Below are 16,297 nucleotides of genomic sequence, written 5' to 3'. Positions count from 1 at the left end.
GGGAATTACAATATGTCTTATCGACAACAAAAAGTCGTGCTGATCGGTGACGGCGCAGTTGGTTCTGCCTATGCATTTGCCATGGTTCAACAGGGATTGGCCGAAGAATTCGCGATTATCAACCACACCAAGAGCAAGGGCGAAGGCGACACGCTGGACTTGGAGGATGCCACGGTCTTTACCTCGCCTAAAAAAGTTGAGTCAGCTGACTACTCGGTCTGCCGCGATGCTGATCTGGTTGTAATCTGTGCTGGGGCTGCCCAAAAACCTGGCGAAACCCGGCTGCAATTGATCAACAAGAACCTTAAGATCATGGCCGATGTCACGCAAAACGTGGTTAAGTCTGGCTTTAACGGCATCTTTTTAGTGGCCGCCAACCCTGTCGACATTCTGACCTATGTTGTCCAAAAAATCTCTGGTTTCCCAACCAGTCGTGTAATCAGCTCCGGGACGCTGTTGGATACGGCTCGGCTGCGCGTGGCATTGGCAAAGGAATTCAATGTCAGCCCTGCTGATGTATCGGCTAACGTATTGGGCGAACATGGCGATTCTGAATTTGCGGCCTACTCATCAGCAGCAATTGGCGGTAAGAATCTGCTGCAGATTGCTAAAGAAGAGGGCGTTTCAGAAGAACGTCTCAAGCAGATTGAAGATGAAACTCGTCACAAAGCCTACGAAATTATCAACCGGAAAGGCGCGACCTACTATGGCGTTGCCACGGCTTTGATGCGGATTACCAAGGCTATTCTGCGCAACGAGAATGCCGTCTTGCCAATTGGTGCTTATGTTAACGGCGAGTACGGCGTTCACGACCTTTATCTGGGGACGCCGGCTGTCATCAACGCGCATGGGGTTGAACAGGTTATCGACGTTCAGCTTGATGAGCGCGAACAAAAGGCAATGGCTCATTCTGCGGCTGTTTTGCGTGAAGCAGTTGATCGCGGCATGCGTGAAACTGGTTTGAACAAGATGGTTGTCTCACTGGCTCATTAATGCGCAAAAAATCACAATCTAGACAGAGAAAACGTTTTCTTAAATCGAAAATGTTTTCTTTTTTTTTTCGAAAAAAGGCTTGATTTTTCAAAAAAATGTTATAAAACTATAAGTGTAAGCGTTTCATTATTGTTTATTAAAGGAGGTTGTTCTAGATGAAAAAGTTAGATTTTGAGGAGCTGAAACATAACCCCGAAATCAAGCCGCTTCAAGTTCTGGACGAAGATGGCAAAGTCGTCAACCCCGATTTGATGCCTGACCTGAGTGATGAAGAGTTGGTTGAACTGTTTAAGCAGATGGTTTGGTCGCGGGTATTGGGCGACCGTACTATGAAGCTTTGTCGGCAAGGTCGGTTGGGATTCTTTGCCCCAACTGCCGGTGAGGAAGCCAGTCAAATGGGTTCCAACTTCGCAATGAGCAAGGATGACTTTCTGCTCGGCGGCTATCGTGACGTGCCACAGTTGGTTAAGCACGGTCTGCCAATGTGGAAGGGATTCTTGTGGAGCAAGGGTCACGTTAACGGCAACAAGTACCCTGAAGAATTAAATGCCGTTCCGCCTCAGATCATCATCGGTGCCCAATATGCTCAGACGGCCGGTGTGGCACTTGGTCTGAAGAAGAAGGGTGCCAAGAACGTTGCCTACACCTACACTGGTGATGGTGGTACCTCACAGGGTGACTTTTATGAAGGGGTCAACTTTGCCAGTGCCTTTAAAGCACCAGCACTGTTCTTTGTACAAAACAACCTGTACGCAATCTCAGTTCCAAGAAAGGCTCAGACGGCAGCGCCAACCTTGGCTCAAAAGGCCGTTGCCAGCGGGATTCCTGGACTGCAGGTTGATGGGATGGATGCCTTGGCCGTCTACAGCGTTGCCAAGCAGGCTCGTGACTGGATCACGGCCGGCAATGGTCCCGTACTGATCGAAACGCTGTGCTACCGCTATGGACCACACACGACTGCTGGTGACGTGCCACGCCGCTACCGTTCCGAAGATGAAGAAGATATCTGGCTGAAGAAGGATCCACTGATTCGGATGCGCAAGTTCTTAGAGAGCAAGGGCCTTTGGGATGAAGACCAAGAAAAGGCCTGCGTTGAAGCAGCCAACAAGGAAGTCGATGACGCTATGCAGGAAGTTGAATCACAGCCAACGCAGACCGTTACCGAACTGATGCAAAACGAATATGTGGTTACGCCGCCAGCAATTCAAAAAGAGCTGGATGCTTACCAAGCAAAGGAGGCTAAGTAATCATGGCTAAGATGACAATGATCAAGGCAATCACGGCTGCTATGGATGAAGAGCTTGCTCATGATGACAAGGTAATGATCTTTGGTGAAGACGTTGGTAAAAACGGTGGTGTCTTCCGAGCAACTGATGGCCTGCAGGAAAAATATGGCAATGATCGCGTATTCGACACGCCGCTGGCTGAATCCGGCATTATCGGACTGGCTAACGGGATGGCGCTGGAAGGCTTCCGTCCCGTACCAGAATTGCAGTTTATGGGCTTTATCTACGAAGCCTTTGATGAACTGGCTGGTCAGATGGCGCGCTACCGCTTCCGGATGGGTGGCACGCGCAAGTTCCCAATCACGGTGCGGGCTCCATTTGGTGGTGGGGTGCACACGCCAGAACTGCACTCAGACAGTTTTGAAGGCCTGCTGACTCAGGTTCCTGGGCTGCGCGTGGTTGCGCCAAGTGGTCCTTATGACGCCAAGGGACTTCTGATCTCGGCAATCCGCTCTGATGATCCGGTCTTCTTCTGTGAACACATGAAGCTTTACCGTTCGATCAAAGAAGAAGTGCCTGACGAAGCCTACACCGTTCCATTGGACAAGGCAGCCGTCAAGCGCGAAGGTACTGACGTATCAATTATTACGTACGGCTACATGGTTCAAGAAAGTCTGGCAGCTGCCGATGAACTGGCAAAAGAAGGCATCAACGCTGAAGTTGTTGACCTGCGTACGCTGGCACCGCTTGATGAAGATACGATTCTGGAATCCGTTAAGAAGACGGGCCGCGTCGTATTGGTTCAAGAAGCTCAAAAGCAAGCCGGCGTTGGTGGTCAGGTAGCCTCGCTGATCGGCGAAAAAGGCATTTTGTACCTGGATGCACCAATTGCGCGGGTAGCTGCTCCAGACACGCCATATCCATTCAGTGATGCGGAAGAAGTATGGCTGCCTAACAAGCAAGATATCGTTGACAAGGTCAAGGAAACCGTCAACTTTTAATCGCGAGGTGGAAGATCAATGAGCAAATATGAATTCAAAATGCCAGAACTTGGTGAAGGGATGGCAGAAGGCACGATTGGCGAATGGCACGTTAAGGTTGGCGACACCATTCAAAAAGACGCCGATATGGTTGAAATCGAAAACGACAAGTCAACCTCTGAAATTCCATCACCAGTCGATGGCAAGGTAACCAAAATCAATTTTGAAAAGGGCGACGATGTTACGGTTGGCCAAGTGCTGATCGAATTTGAGGTAGCTGATGGTCAAGGTAATGTTGATGCCAGTGCCGAAGCGGAAAGCGATGCCAGTGATGCTCCGGAGCCAAGTGCCGCACCAGCGCCAAGCACTGCTTCAGCTGCCCCAGCATCAGCGCCAGCCGCTCCTGCTCCAGTGGCTGCTCCTAGTGCTGCCGACCACTCCCTGCCAGTCCTGGCAATGCCAGCCGTACGTCGCTATGCACGTGAAAAAGGTGCTGACCTGGCTCAGATTGCCGGAACCGGTCGTCATGGCCAGATTCTAAAGACTGATGTTGACGCCTTCTTGGCTGGTGGTACCAAGGCTGCCCCAGCTGCCGAACAAGAAGCTCCTCAAACGGCAGGTGCGGTTGCCATTGAACAGCCAGCACTGCCAAAGGGTTCCGCTGAATGGCCATTGCACGACGAGAAGATGACACCAGTTCGCAAGGCGACAGCTAAGGCAATGATCCGTTCCGTACAGCAGATTCCAATGATTCATGTCTTTGATGACGTGGTGGTTGACAAGCTTTGGGATCACCGCAAGAAGTACAAGGAACTGGCTAAAGAGCATGGCGTTCACCTGACGTTTATGGCCTACCTGACCAAGGCGCTGGCCGTAATCATGAAGGAATACCCAATCTTTAACTCGATGGTGGACATGGCTGACCAAAAGATCGTCTACCGTGACTACATCAACGTTGGTATTGCTACGGACACGGATCGCGGTTTGTTCGTACCAAACGTTAAGCATGCTGATTCTATGAGTCTGTTTGACATTGCGCGTCAAATCAGCGCCAATACCGAAAAGGCTAAGGAAGGCAAGCTTTCTGGCGATGACATGAGCCACACTGGCATGTCGATCACCAATATCGGCTCAATTGGCGGCGGCTTCTTTACGCCAATCATCAACTGGCCGGAAGTAGCCATCCTGGGTATGGGACGCATTGTTGAAGAACCAGTCGTTGTTGATCACGAAATCAAGGTTGCCAAGGTCTTGAAGCTGTCGCTGGCCTGCGATCACCGAGTAATTGATGGTGGTACGGCACAACGGGCAATGAACCGGCTCAAGGAATTATTGAGTGATCCAGAACTGTTATTGATGGAAGGGTGATCAGACATGGTTGTTGGTGATTTTGCAATTGATTTGGATACCATTGTTGTTGGTGCGGGCCCTGGCGGTTATGTTGCTGCCGTTCACGCTGCTGAAATGGGACAAAAGGTTGCCGTTGTTGAAAGTACCTATCTTGGCGGGGTCTGCTTAAATGTCGGCTGTATCCCATCAAAAGCCTTGATTCAGGTTGGTCATAACTACCAAACTGCCAAAAATTCAGCCGATCAAGGCATTGAAGTTGCTGATGCCAAGCTCGATTTTGAAAAGGTTCAGGCATTTAAGAACAGCGTCGTTAAGCGTATGACCAATGGGGTTGGCTTCTTGTTCAAGGAACACAAGATTGATGTAATCAACGGAACGGCCTACCTTAAAAATGATCACAGTCTGCGGGTTATCAGCGGTCAGCATGGTCAAACCTATACGTTCAAGCACTTGATTCTGGCAATGGGCAGTCATCCAATTGAGATTCCTGGCTTTAAGTTTGAAGGCCGCGTTCTGGATTCAACGGGTGCATTGGCATTAAAAGAAGTACCAAAAGAATTGGTCATCATTGGCGGCGGCTACATTGGCAGCGAACTGGCCAATGCTTATGCCAACTTTGGTGCCCACGTTACGATTCTGGAAGGTACCAAGTCAATTCTGGGCAACTATGAGCCAGACTTGGTCAAGGTTGCGCTCAAAGACTTTAAGGCCAAGGGAATTGACGTAATTACCAATGCGATGGCCAAGCAGGCTGAGCAAACCGCAGATGGCGTCAAGGTTACCTATGCCGTTGGTGACCAAGAACATACTGTAGATGCCGATTATGTCGTTGTTTCGGTTGGTCGGCGTCCCAATACTAAAGACATGGGCCTTGAACAAGCCGGTATCAAGCTTGACAAACGCGGCTTAATTGAAGTAGATGCCCAGGGTCGGACCAGCGTCAAGAATATCTTCGCAATTGGCGATATCGTTGCCGGAGCAGCTTTGGCACATAAGGCCAGCTATGAAGGCAAGGTTGCTGCCGAAGCAATCTCTGGCAAGCCAACAACCGTCGACTACCACGCAATGCCAGCGGTCTGCTATCTTGACAATGAGATTGCCACGACGGGTCTGACTGAATCTGAGGCAAAAGAAAAGGGATTGGACGTCAAGACTGCCAAGTTCCCATTCATGGCTAATGGTCGGGCCGTATCCATGAAGGCAACGGAAGGCTTTGTTCGGCTGGTATTTATGAAGGACACGCATGTCATGGTCGGTGCTCAGATCGTGGGGCCGGATGCTTCTGATCTGATCAGTGAGCTGACTTTGGCAATCGAATCAGGAAATGAGATTGATGACATTGCATTGACGATTCATCCGCACCCAACTCTTTCAGAGACATTGATGGATGCTGCCGATGTCGGCCTTGGAATGCCAACCAATATTTAAATTGGATGAAGGGAACAGTGGTGTCGAATGCAATATTTAGCAATGCCTAGTGAGGATATCCGTCGCAATCTGGCAACTGAGCAGTATCTGATGAACAGCGACAAGATGAAGCTGCCATTTATGCTGTTTTATATCGAAAAGCCTTGCATTATCGTGGGACGCAATCAAAACACGATGGAAGAAATCAACGCCGAGTACTGTCGTGAACATGACATTACGATTACGCGGCGTCTGTCGGGTGGCGGTGCGATGTATCAAGATCTGGGCAACATGTGCTTTAGCTTTGTCGTTCCTGCCGATGAGATTCGATTCGGCGACTTTAAGAACCTGGTTAAGCCAATCGTTGATGCACTGCATGACATGGGCGCAACCGGGGCTGAAACCACTGGACGCAACGACATTGTAATTGATGGCAAGAAGTTTTCTGGTAATGCCATGTACACGCGCAACGGCCGGACCTTTTCACACGGGACGCTGATGTATGACGTTGATACCAGCGCGGTTGCTTCTGCATTGCACGTCCCGAAAGACAAAATCGAGTCAAAAGGTATCAAATCGGTACGGGCGCGCGTTACCAACGTTAAGCCATATCTCAAGCCAGAATTTCAGAATCTGACGACGCAGCAGTTTAGAGATGAATTGATCAAACGCATCTGGCATGTCGATTCGATCGAAGAGGCCAAGCAGTTTGAATATCAGCTGACGCCTGAAGATGAAGCAGCGATTTCTGAATTGGAAAAACGCTACTACGATAATTGGGACTGGGTATATGGCAAGTCACCAAAGTTCTCAGTAAAAAAACGGCAGCATTTCGATGGCGGAACCATTGATGCCCGTTTCCTGGTTGAAGATGGTCGCATCAATGACTTGAAGATCTATGGCGATTTCTTTGGTACCGGTGACGTAGCTGATGTCCAAAACGCCTTGATCGGGCAGCCTTATGATCAGGATGCCATGCAGCAGGCACTGGCCAAACTTGATCTGAAACGCTACTTTGTTGGGATTGATCCCGAGGCCGTTATCAATCTGCTGACCAAGCAGCATTAAAATTTCCAGCACCCAGCGACTGTTTTGAACGCCTTAAAGCGGTGAAAGGCAGTCATTGGTCAGCAGGTAAAAGACCGGCGTATTACAGCGTCGGCCTTTTTTATGACATTAAGACTAGAAAGAAGGTGGCCAGATGGGATGGCAGATCGCCAGCAGCCGCTTGACTCATGATTTCAGCGCGCTGCCTTTTAAGATGAAGGAACTCACTTTATTGATCAAGATTACGCCTCAAGTCGACGGCAGCGGTCTGCGCTTGATCCTGCAGAACCGGTTTAATCATACGGCGCTGCTTTTTGATGAGTTTACCGTCAGCCATGATGAAAAGATGAGCGATGCAAAGTCAATTACTCGCGGCAAGCAAAAGCAGATTGCCATTGTCGGCAACGGGGCAGTGCATACGGACGCGCTGCCGTTTGAAGTCATTGCCGGCCAGCCGCTTTATTTTAGAATGCGGGCGTTGCAAAAACAGACCTATGCCGATTTCAGCTGTGTCTATGACGAAACGTTTTATAACGCGATCATGGCAGGAACTAAGAACGCTGCGCCGCATTTGCCGCATAACTGGCAGGCACGCAAAGGCTGGTTCTGCATCAGCTGTTTAGAGGTTTGGACGGATAAAAAAACACCCATTATTGAGCTGACCGGCGATTCCCTGGCAGAAACGGGAATGATTGAGACAGGGCTGATTAAGCAGCTTTTAAATCAGGCTGTAGTAGTCAATACGGGCATCTCCGGCAATCGGCTGCTGCATGATGCCCCGCAAGATGGTCCACTGTATCAGACTTTTGGTCAGTCGCTGATCAAAAGAGCCGCTCAGTCAACCGATCCGCACCCGCATCCAATTGTTGCCTTGATTGGCAGCAATGATCTGGTTTTGCCGCTGATTGACGGTCAGTCGGCTCATGAACTGGTAACACCGGGGCAATATCTAGCCGGGGTCAGTCAACTAAAGCAAATCTTGGATGATCGGCGGTGTCCATTGATTCTGACAACGATTCCGCCATTTTCACCGCATGTGGCTCCACAACAGGAAAACATACTGCTTGATGCTCAGCAGCGGCGGCTTTTGATCAACCAGGAACTGCGGCGGTTTGAGTGGGTCGTTGATCTTGATCCGTGGCTGCTCGGCAACGATGGCGGTCTTAAAGAAATTTATGATTTTGGCGATCATCTGCACTTGAATGCGGCTGGGGGAATGGTTGCAGCACAGGCAATCATGCAAAAACTAAGCCAGCTTGGTTATGATAAAAGATTTTAATGGCTACAGCTGATTTTATTGCCGCTGGTCATAACGATTTGAGGGCATCATAAAAGCCGTCACGGTAAATTCCGTGGCGGCTTTGTTTTTTATCCTAAACTTCAGCGGGCATCTCAATCTGTAAGTCAGCAGCAATTTCCTGCATTTGTTCAATCGTCTTGGCATCAATGTCAACGCCTTGTTTTTGATTATTGGCATAGTTCTTGTATTCACGATCACCAGGGACCCAGATTGTCTTGCCAGGAACATGGTTAAGATGACGAATTCGGTCAAGCATGCTGGTTGCGTTGGCTTTAAGCGTTTCAACGTCACCAAAGAAGGCTGGATCAAACGCAAAGACAAACTGGCTAAAGTCGTGCTTGCCTGTGTTGGTGTCGGCTGAAATGGATCCTTGTGCCAAAATACCGGTCAGAATCTCAACGACAATCGAGTTGCCCATGCCCTTGTAGTTGGAGTTGATCTCAGTGCCGCCCAGCGTCAAGAGGCCGCCGCCTTTTTGTTCTTCTTCAAAGGCCGCGGTTGCCAGGATGCTCTCAGCTTCTTTGGGATCCTTGACGACTTGACGATTCTTGTCAACGACCCAGTCACCGGGCAGCTCAATGCCTTTTTTGTCCGCTAGCTGAATCTTGCCGCCAGCAACCACGGAAGTAGCTCCGTCAAAAATGAAGGGATGCGGTGAGGCCGGGAAGCCAAACGCAAAGGCATTCGATCCTAGAAATGCTTCAGTGGCATTGGTTGGGACTACCAGCGGCCGCGTGTTGGTCAGGGCAATCCCAGCCAGCCCCGCAGCCAGTGCTTTACGAACGTAATAGCCGGCAATGCCGAAGTGGTTGGAGTTGCGAACGACCCCGATGCCGACCCCAATCTGCTTAGCCTTTTCAATTACTTTATCCATTGCCAGACTGGCTGCCAGATGCCCCATGTTTTGGTTGGCATCGACTAAAACGGCGCCGGGCAGCTCTTTTAAAACTTTGGCATGATTTTGAGGTACGATGATGCCGTCATTGATCATGCTGCGATACCAGTATAGTCTTTGGATCCCGTGTGAGGAGATTCCACGCAGGTCAGCGTCAACCAGCGTATCAGCAATTAAGGCGCCATCCTCTTTTCGAAAGCCTAATTTATCAAAAACGTTCTGTAGATAGCTGCGTTCATCTTCCGCGTTGATTCGCATATTCTTTCATCCTTTCATTAAAAAAACGCCCCTGAGCCGGCTGCTCAAGGGCGTTTGTGTTCGCTGTACCACCTTGGTTTGTCATTGCATAACAATGACCTCCATGATTGATAACGGTAATCAGCCGGGGACGTAGCTTGCACCCGTTCCATTTAACAATGAGTTCATTTCGCCGCGTCTGCCAATGCGTGCTTGCACCAGACCACGCTCGCTAAGATTAGAAAAGACGGCTACTATTCTCACTAACTTTTCATTATTTAAATATAAACTAATTTTAGAAACAGATCGTTAATTTGTCAAGCGGCGCAATTAAATTAATCTAAGTAGGGTAAAACTGGTGCTGTTTTGTGCAAACGCTTGCTCAAATCTTGAAAGGGCTTTATAATAAAGTTAACTAAAAGCTGGGAGGCACTAAAATGCAAAAATTTTCTGTCCGACATCCTTTCATGGCTGGGTATGCCGCAACTTTAGCAACTGGTCTGATCTTTTGGGGGATTCGCGGTGTAGTTGGCGCAAATCTGCTGAATCTGTTAGGGATGCTCGCGCTGGTTGGTTTGGCTTTTTATTGGAATAAATTGAATTCCTATGCCAAGCTGGCCTGTGAAAAATATGACCTGCATTTTAATCTGGGCCAAAAGCAGCGGTACAATCCGCACTGGCCGCTGTACTTCAATACGGTACTGTTCGCCGTGGCCGCGGTAACGATCTTGTTTTTGAACGTTTCGTTTTATGGCGCGCGGATCATTGGAGTAGTGATGGCTATTATCGCTGCCAATGCATTTATTCCGCTGCCAACGCGCAAGCTGGCTCAAAACCATGAGATCAGAGAATTGGTCAAGCAGCTCAATGCCAGACGAGAAGCTGAGTTTTACGGTACGGCTAAAGATCGTCAGACCGTCCAGGCAATTGCCAAGCTGGCCAAGTCGGAAAAATAAAATCAATCAATAAGTTAAGCGTCACTAAGCAGGCAGGCTTGGTGGCGCTTTTAAATTACAAGGCATTAGCCTCTCATATAACAGTATAAATTTACCTTAACTAATAACTCAAAAAAATTCAGTAAAATAATCCAATGCCCTTTCTTTGTCAATTAATTATTGCCACACCCTGTCAAAAGGGCTACAGCCATCAATTAATCAAGGTTCACATCGCCGACTAAAGTTTAGCGATGTTGCCGCTGATTAGAAATGTGGTGAATGATAACCTTGTGAAGCAAAGCAATTCTTGAACGACATTTGGGAGATAAATTACCTACTTGGCACGGCTTTTTAGCTAAGAGTAGGAAGTGTATATTTCGGCTTATATAACTTTACCTATTTATGATGTCTTTTTCCGAAGACGATGGTATATAGATTACAGCAGCAATAAAAAGCCCCAATTGAAGGCAACTCCAATCAGGGCAAACGTTTATTTCAATTTCAAGATCTGGGCAATCAAGTTTTCCATATCATCAGGTGCGATTACTGATTCCTTGCGCGGCTGATGATCAAACAGTTCCTTGACTCCAGCCGTTAGTTCACCGCCAACCAGATCATGCAGCTGCTTGATGGCTGGCAGACCTTGCTGTTGAGTATCCTGTCCGGTCAAAGCATGATAGACGGTTTCTGGGAATTTATACGGGCTGGCGGTTGAAACGATAACCATTGGCGTCTGATCATCACTGTTCTTTTGATATTGACGAGCGACAAATGATCCCACAGCGGTATGCGGATCAATCAAATAGCCGCTGGTTTCATAGACATATTTAATCTCACCCGCGACCTGGCTCTGCGTAGCGTAACCAGCCGCAAATTCGGAATCCAGCTTGGCTTTGGCGGCAGCAGTAATCTGGTACCAGCCATCATTTTGTAGCCGTTCCATTAATTCCTTAACGCTGGTAGCATCCTCATCATAAACATCAAACAAAAGCCGTTCTAAGTTGCTGGAAACCAGGATATCCATGGCGGGCGCGGAGGTTAGATGAAAGGCGCGCCGACGATCATATCTGCCAGTAGTGAAGAAATCAGTCAAGACGTTGTTTTCATTTGAGGCACAGATCAGCTTTTTGATTGGCAGCCCCAGTTTCTTGGCGTACCAGCCGGCCAGAATGTCGCCAAAGTTCCCAGTTGGCACGGTGAAGTTGATTGCATCGCCAAGTTTGATCTGGCCTTGTTCCACCAGCTGACCATAAGCGGCGAAATAGTAGACAACCTGTGGAATCAGCCGGCCGATGTTCATTGAGTTGGCAGAGGAGAACTGGTAGCCATTGTTGATCAAGCGCTGGTTAAAGGCCTGGTCGTTAAAGATCTGCTTGACTTGAGTCTGGGCATCGTCAAAATTACCCTTAACAGCCACAGCGGTAAGGTTTTGCCCCGGCTGCCCCAGCATCTGCTTTAGCTGAACTGGACTGACGCCGCCATCTGGATAAAAGACGATTACCTGCGTGCCATCAACATTGGAAAAACCGCGCATAGAAGCCGTGCCGGTGTCGCCAGAAGTAGCAGTCAGAATTACGATGTCGCGATCAACACCATTGAGCTTGATTGCTTTGGTCATTAACTGCGGCAGCATTTGCAGGGCAATATCCTTGAAAGCCAGGGTCGGGCCATGATATAGCTCCAGATAGTTAAAACCGGCTTTTTGTCTACTCAATGGTGCGATTGAATCGTCATCCCATTGGTCAGCGTAGGCCTTGGTTGTGCCATCAGCCAGCTGTTCTGCAGGATAGTCGTTAAAAAACCATTGCAGAATCGTCTGTGCCAATTTCTGATAAGGCAGTTGGATCAATTTTTCCAGATCGTACGCTGGTTTGGGAAAGTCAACCGGAACGTACAATCCGCCATCCGGAGCCAATCCTTGAACAACGGCGTCACTAGATTTTAATGCATCTTTAACATTACCACGCGTACTGCGATAGTTCATTGTGATCCTCCATTCTTAATACAGTAGTGGTTTGGTAGAATTCTTTTAAATATTGTAGCCTATGGATAGTCCATGTTACAATCATAAATATGAAAATTTAATTAAAAACTACCGAGAATGGAGCAGCACTATGGAAACTGTCAAACTGGGAATGCTGGGGCTGGGTACCGTCGGCTCTGGCGTTTTAGAAATGATTGAAAACAATGAGAATAAGATTCGTAATATTATTGGTCGGGAACTGTCAGTCAAGACGGTCGTGGTTCGTCATCCAGAAAAGCATCAAAACGCAGCCACGGTTACCAAGCTGACGACTGAATTTGAAGATGTGCTTAATGATGAAGAAATTCAGATCGTGGTTGAGCTGATTGGGGGAATCCATCCCGCCAAAGAGTATATCGAACAGCTGTTAAGAGCACATAAAAACGTGGTAACTGCCAACAAAGACCTGATTGCATCGTATGGTCCGGAACTGGCAGCGCTGGCTTATGAAAATCACTGTGATCTGATGTATGAAGCCAGCGTGGCGGGCGGGATCCCGATTCTGCGCACGATCGTCAATAGTTTTGCGGCTGATAATATTCTTGAGGTCAAAGGAATCGTTAATGGTACGACCAACTATATTCTGACTCAGATGAATCAAAAGCACTGGACTTATGAAGAAGCACTGAAGAAGGCACAGGAGCTGGGGTTTGCCGAGGCGGATCCAACCAACGACGTGACGGGTAAGGACGCGGCTTATAAAATGATCATCCTGAGCTATTTTGCCTTTGGAACACAGCTTAAGATTGATGATTTCAAAACAGAAGGAATTGATACTCTGAATGCCTATGACGTCAGCCAAGCCGAGTCACTAGGCTACGTTATCAAGCTGGTCGGTTCAGCCAAGGTCATCAATGGCGGCGTGTTTGTTGATGTAGCGCCAACCCTGGTTCCAGAAGATCATCCATTGGCAACGATCAACAATGAGTTCAATGCCGTGATGGTTACTGGCAAGGCTGTTGGGGATACGCTGTTTTATGGGCCAGGTGCCGGTGGTCTGCCAACTGCCAACAGTGTCTTGAGTGATATTACTTCAGAAGTCAAGAATCTGATCATGGGTACCAGCGGCCATGCGTTCAATACTTATCAAAATGAGTATGTACCGGCCGATCCCGACAACGTGCGCTACCCTTACTATCTTTCATTGACGATGCCGGACGTTTCTGGGCAGATGCTTAAATTTACCCGAATCATGGCTGACATTAAAGCCAGCTTCAGTCAGATCGTGCAGGCGCCAATTAAGGATGAAGGCATTGCTCATGTAGCCGTAATCACGCACGAGCTGTCACAAAGTCAATTGGCTGAGCTCAAAAAACAACTGCAGCAGGCCGACTCGATTAAGCTTAATGCGGCTTACAAGGTTTTGGAAAACTAGGGGGAATGATTATGCAGATCAAGGTACCAGCTTCCAGTGCCAATCTGGGACCGGGATTTGATTCAATCGGGATGGCTGTTTCGCTTTACCTTACGCTGGACGTACTTGAACCCAGCGACGAATGGGTTATCGATCACGATTTTGACGATCTGCCGCATGACCAGTCCAATATGATCATCGATACGGCATTGAAAATCAAAGCCGACCTGCCGCCGCATCATTTGAAAATGCAGTCGGCTATTCCGGTAGCTCATGGTCTGGGCAGCAGTTCCAGTGCCATTGTTGCTGGGATTGAACTGGCCAATGCCTTAGGCAAGCTGCAGTTGAGCAATGATGAGAAAGTAGCGATTGCCTGCGAGATTGAGGGCCATCCCGATAACGTTGCGCCGGCAATCTTAGGCGGCCTGGTGATTGGTACCAACGTTAACGGTCATTTCGATGCTATTCAAGCGCCATTGCTTCCTTACGCGCTGGCTGCCTATGTGCCGTCATATAATCTAAAGACTGCCGATGCCAGGGCAGCCCTGCCAGCCAGCCTGACATTAAAACAGGCAACGCATGGCAGTGCAATTGCCAACGTCTTGGTAGCCGGATTGTTTGCCAATCGCTATGATCTGGTTGGTGAATTGATGGAGGCTGACGAGTTTCACGAACAGCCGCGCGCCAAGCTCGTACCGGAACTGGCCAAGATTCGCGAAATCGGCCATGAAGCCGGTGCGCTGGCTACCTATCTGAGCGGCGCTGGTCCGACCGTCATGACGATTATCGATAAACAGGGGATTCCGCGGTTTAAGCAGCTGCTTTTACAGGCCGGCCTTAGTGATCCATTATTGGAAATCGAACCTGATACGGAAGGTGTTCAGGTAGTTGATTAGTTAAAAATGAGAATTAGCTGCTGTTTATTTGTTCGAAAAGACTAAAATACCGAGGAATCAAAAATAATCAATCTTTTTTATGATTAGATGTTGACGAGATAAGATTAGAGTGTTTTAATGTTAACAACAAATTATTGAAAGGAGAAGTAATTATGAAACTTCAATGCCAAAATCGACCAGCGTTTTATTTCGGCTTTGCTTATTATGCTTTCGGATAGCGTTCGTGCTGCTCAGGCGCGAACGCGAGACGTTTAGCGCTTGAGCAGAGTCGCATTTTGGCGCGTCTTTGCCGGGCAACTCAAAATCCAGCAAAGACGAAGCTTACTTCTTCTTTAAATAACCAACCTTAAGTACATCCCTTCATAAAAAGTATTGTGCAGAAGGTCAGCTGGATTGATGAGGCAGACGTCTCAAAACTGGCTGACTTTTTTTTTAGTACCTGACTAAGGGGGATTATTTATGGAGATTGCAAAAAATCAGATCGATACAACCGCTAAAAGACGTCTTTCCGTCAGTCTGTACCTCAACTACTTGGTACACGGAATGGGTTTGATTATTTTGGCACAGAACATGAACAGTCTGGGCACGGCCTGGAATCAACCCATCAAAATCGTTTCTTTCGTAATTTCGGGGATCGGGATTGGCCGTTTGATCTCATACTTGATTACCGGCTTTTTGTCGGATAAGATCAGCCGCAAGTTTTTCGTTGAATTAGGGATGTTCTGCTACGCGGTATTTGCGCTTGGCATGCCAATGACGAAAAACATCTGGATTGCCTACTTCTTTGCCATCCTGGCGGGGGTCGCCAATTCATCGCTTGATGCCGGTACTTACACGACTTTTGTAGAGATGAATGGCGGCAACGGAGCCTACACGATTCTGATCAAGGCCTTCGTTTCCGTTGGTGAGTTCATCTTGCCAATTCTGGTTACGATCCTGGCTGGCCAGGGAATGTGGTTTGGCTGGAGCTTCATGGCAATGGTCATTTTGCTGGCCATCAACTTTTGTCTGATTCTGCCGCTTAAGTTCCCAGTCGCCAATCAAGCTGATGGCAGTGCCGTTAATGAGCGGGAATCTGAGATCAAAGGAGTTGCCAAAAAAGTCATGACTGGCGCGCTGGTTGTCTACGGCTACTCTTCAATGGCTCTGATGATCTGGTTTACGCAATGGATCACGATGTTTGCTCAGCAGACGATGCACATGTCAGATGGCGCGGCCCATTTCTTGCTTTCGCTTTACAGTATTGGATCAATCACTGGGGTTTTGGTACTGTTTGCCTTATTGGGACGCAACGTTAAGGAATCGCGCCTGCTGCTGATCGTAAACGCAATTGCCTTAGCAGCCCTGTTGGTGATCATGCAAAGTGGACAGCTGCTTTTGATGCAGGTTGCCTCGTTCGCATTCGGTTTCAGCGCGGCCAGCGGAATCATGCAGACCGGCCTGACGATCTTCATGAAGCTTTACCCAACGCACCGCGGCATGATTACTGGCGTCTTCTACTTCTTCGGCAGCATTGCTTCGTTTACGGTCCCAATCATTACCGGGATGCTTTCCGACATCAGTATGGCCGCAGTTATGGCTGGTGATCTGGTAATGGCTGGAATTGGGATTTTAGTCGCTGCAATTGTGATGGCTGCTGAAAAGAAAGGGTAAC

Annotated in this window: 13 protein-coding genes; 11 read left to right on the top strand and 2 right to left on the bottom strand. The window is 48.4% G+C overall.

Translation table 11 applies throughout. The features are described 5' to 3' along the window. Window positions 1–12 precede the first annotated feature (12 nt). The 7 genes from H0G69_RS05000 to H0G69_RS04970 all read left to right on the top strand — a co-directional run bounded on the left by H0G69_RS05000 (window position 13) and on the right by H0G69_RS04970 (window position 8,282). Window positions 13–993 carry an L-lactate dehydrogenase gene (locus H0G69_RS05000; RefSeq protein WP_180304279.1) on the top strand — a complete coding sequence of 327 codons (981 nt, stop codon included), beginning with the start codon at window positions 13–15 and terminating at the stop codon, window positions 991–993. Between the two features lie 155 nt (window positions 994–1,148). Further along, the gene (gene pdhA / locus H0G69_RS04995) at window positions 1,149–2,240 is read left to right on the top strand and encodes a pyruvate dehydrogenase (acetyl-transferring) E1 component subunit alpha (protein WP_048344922.1); all 1,092 of its coding nucleotides are present in this window, start codon (window positions 1,149–1,151) and stop codon (window positions 2,238–2,240) included. A gap of 2 nt (window positions 2,241–2,242) precedes the next feature. Beyond that, entirely contained in the window at window positions 2,243–3,220 is a 978-nt protein-coding gene (locus H0G69_RS04990; RefSeq protein WP_006499818.1) for an alpha-ketoacid dehydrogenase subunit beta, read from the top strand. 18 nt (window positions 3,221–3,238) lie between these two features. Then, on the top strand, window positions 3,239–4,567 hold the full coding sequence (locus tag H0G69_RS04985) for a dihydrolipoamide acetyltransferase family protein (protein ID WP_180304278.1): 1,329 nt from the start codon (window positions 3,239–3,241) through the stop codon (window positions 4,565–4,567). Window positions 4,568–4,573: 6 nt separating this feature from the next. Beyond that, window positions 4,574–5,977 (top strand): dihydrolipoyl dehydrogenase, encoded by a 1,404-nt coding sequence (lpdA, locus tag H0G69_RS04980; protein WP_006499816.1) that lies wholly within the window; start codon window positions 4,574–4,576, stop codon window positions 5,975–5,977. Between the two features lie 27 nt (window positions 5,978–6,004). Beyond that, entirely contained in the window at window positions 6,005–7,024 is a 1,020-nt protein-coding gene (locus tag H0G69_RS04975; RefSeq protein ID WP_180304277.1) for a lipoate--protein ligase, read from the top strand. Window positions 7,025–7,157: 133 nt separating this feature from the next. Continuing rightward, the gene (locus H0G69_RS04970; protein WP_180304276.1) at window positions 7,158–8,282 is read left to right on the top strand and encodes a GDSL-type esterase/lipase family protein; all 1,125 of its coding nucleotides are present in this window, start codon (window positions 7,158–7,160) and stop codon (window positions 8,280–8,282) included. 94 nt (window positions 8,283–8,376) lie between these two features. Here H0G69_RS04970 and H0G69_RS04965 read toward each other — a convergent pair whose 3' ends face one another. Beyond that, a complete protein-coding gene (locus tag H0G69_RS04965; protein ID WP_180304275.1) occupies window positions 8,377–9,456 on the bottom strand; it encodes an Ldh family oxidoreductase in 1,080 nt (359 codons plus the stop codon). Between the two features lie 416 nt (window positions 9,457–9,872). Here H0G69_RS04965 and H0G69_RS04960 point away from each other — a divergent pair, with 416 nt between their 5' ends. Continuing rightward, a complete protein-coding gene (locus H0G69_RS04960; protein WP_180304274.1) occupies window positions 9,873–10,391 on the top strand; it encodes a hypothetical protein in 519 nt (172 codons plus the stop codon). 469 nt (window positions 10,392–10,860) lie between these two features. Here H0G69_RS04960 and thrC read toward each other — a convergent pair whose 3' ends face one another. Further along, window positions 10,861–12,354 (bottom strand): threonine synthase, encoded by a 1,494-nt coding sequence (thrC, locus tag H0G69_RS04955; protein ID WP_180304273.1) that lies wholly within the window; start codon window positions 12,352–12,354, stop codon window positions 10,861–10,863. Window positions 12,355–12,484: 130 nt separating this feature from the next. Here thrC and H0G69_RS04950 point away from each other — a divergent pair, with 130 nt between their 5' ends. The 3 genes from H0G69_RS04950 (at window position 12,485) to H0G69_RS04940 (ending at window position 16,296) form a co-directional block, all read left to right on the top strand. Beyond that, a complete protein-coding gene (locus tag H0G69_RS04950) occupies window positions 12,485–13,768 on the top strand; it encodes a homoserine dehydrogenase (protein ID WP_180304272.1) in 1,284 nt (427 codons plus the stop codon). A gap of 11 nt (window positions 13,769–13,779) precedes the next feature. Then, complete coding sequence (gene thrB, locus H0G69_RS04945; protein WP_180304271.1) at window positions 13,780–14,643, top strand: homoserine kinase; 864 nt, start codon at window positions 13,780–13,782, stop codon at window positions 14,641–14,643. A 459-nt stretch (window positions 14,644–15,102) separates the two neighbouring features. Then, window positions 15,103–16,296: an MFS transporter gene (locus H0G69_RS04940; RefSeq protein ID WP_180304270.1), complete on the top strand. Its 1,194-nt coding sequence runs from the start codon at window positions 15,103–15,105 to the stop codon at window positions 16,294–16,296. Window position 16,297: the final 1 nt, after the last annotated feature.

It is taken from the genome of Limosilactobacillus mucosae, from assembly GCF_013423865.1.
In the GTDB taxonomy this organism is placed as follows: Bacteria; Bacillota; Bacilli; order Lactobacillales; family Lactobacillaceae; genus Limosilactobacillus; species Limosilactobacillus mucosae.
The sequence above is the reverse complement of the archived record's forward strand: the minus strand, read 5'-3'. Positions and strand labels throughout refer to the sequence as shown.

Coding starts and splice junctions, on each gene's coding strand:
- H0G69_RS04975 (WP_180304277.1), top strand. CDS start 6,005: ATGCAATATTTAGCAATGCCTAGTGAGGATATCCGTCGCAATCTGGCA.
- H0G69_RS04985 (WP_180304278.1), top strand. CDS start 3,239: ATGAGCAAATATGAATTCAAAATGCCAGAACTTGGTGAAGGGATGGCA.
- H0G69_RS04940 (WP_180304270.1), top strand. CDS start 15,103: ATGGAGATTGCAAAAAATCAGATCGATACAACCGCTAAAAGACGTCTT.
- H0G69_RS04950 (WP_180304272.1), top strand. CDS start 12,485: ATGGAAACTGTCAAACTGGGAATGCTGGGGCTGGGTACCGTCGGCTCT.
- thrC (WP_180304273.1), bottom strand. CDS start 12,354: ATGAACTATCGCAGTACGCGTGGTAATGTTAAAGATGCATTAAAATCT.
- H0G69_RS04965 (WP_180304275.1), bottom strand. CDS start 9,456: ATGCGAATCAACGCGGAAGATGAACGCAGCTATCTACAGAACGTTTTT.
- thrB (WP_180304271.1), top strand. CDS start 13,780: ATGCAGATCAAGGTACCAGCTTCCAGTGCCAATCTGGGACCGGGATTT.
- H0G69_RS04990 (WP_006499818.1), top strand. CDS start 2,243: ATGGCTAAGATGACAATGATCAAGGCAATCACGGCTGCTATGGATGAA.
- pdhA (WP_048344922.1), top strand. CDS start 1,149: ATGAAAAAGTTAGATTTTGAGGAGCTGAAACATAACCCCGAAATCAAG.
- H0G69_RS05000 (WP_180304279.1), top strand. CDS start 13: ATGTCTTATCGACAACAAAAAGTCGTGCTGATCGGTGACGGCGCAGTT.
- H0G69_RS04960 (WP_180304274.1), top strand. CDS start 9,873: ATGCAAAAATTTTCTGTCCGACATCCTTTCATGGCTGGGTATGCCGCA.
- lpdA (WP_006499816.1), top strand. CDS start 4,574: ATGGTTGTTGGTGATTTTGCAATTGATTTGGATACCATTGTTGTTGGT.
- H0G69_RS04970 (WP_180304276.1), top strand. CDS start 7,158: ATGGGATGGCAGATCGCCAGCAGCCGCTTGACTCATGATTTCAGCGCG.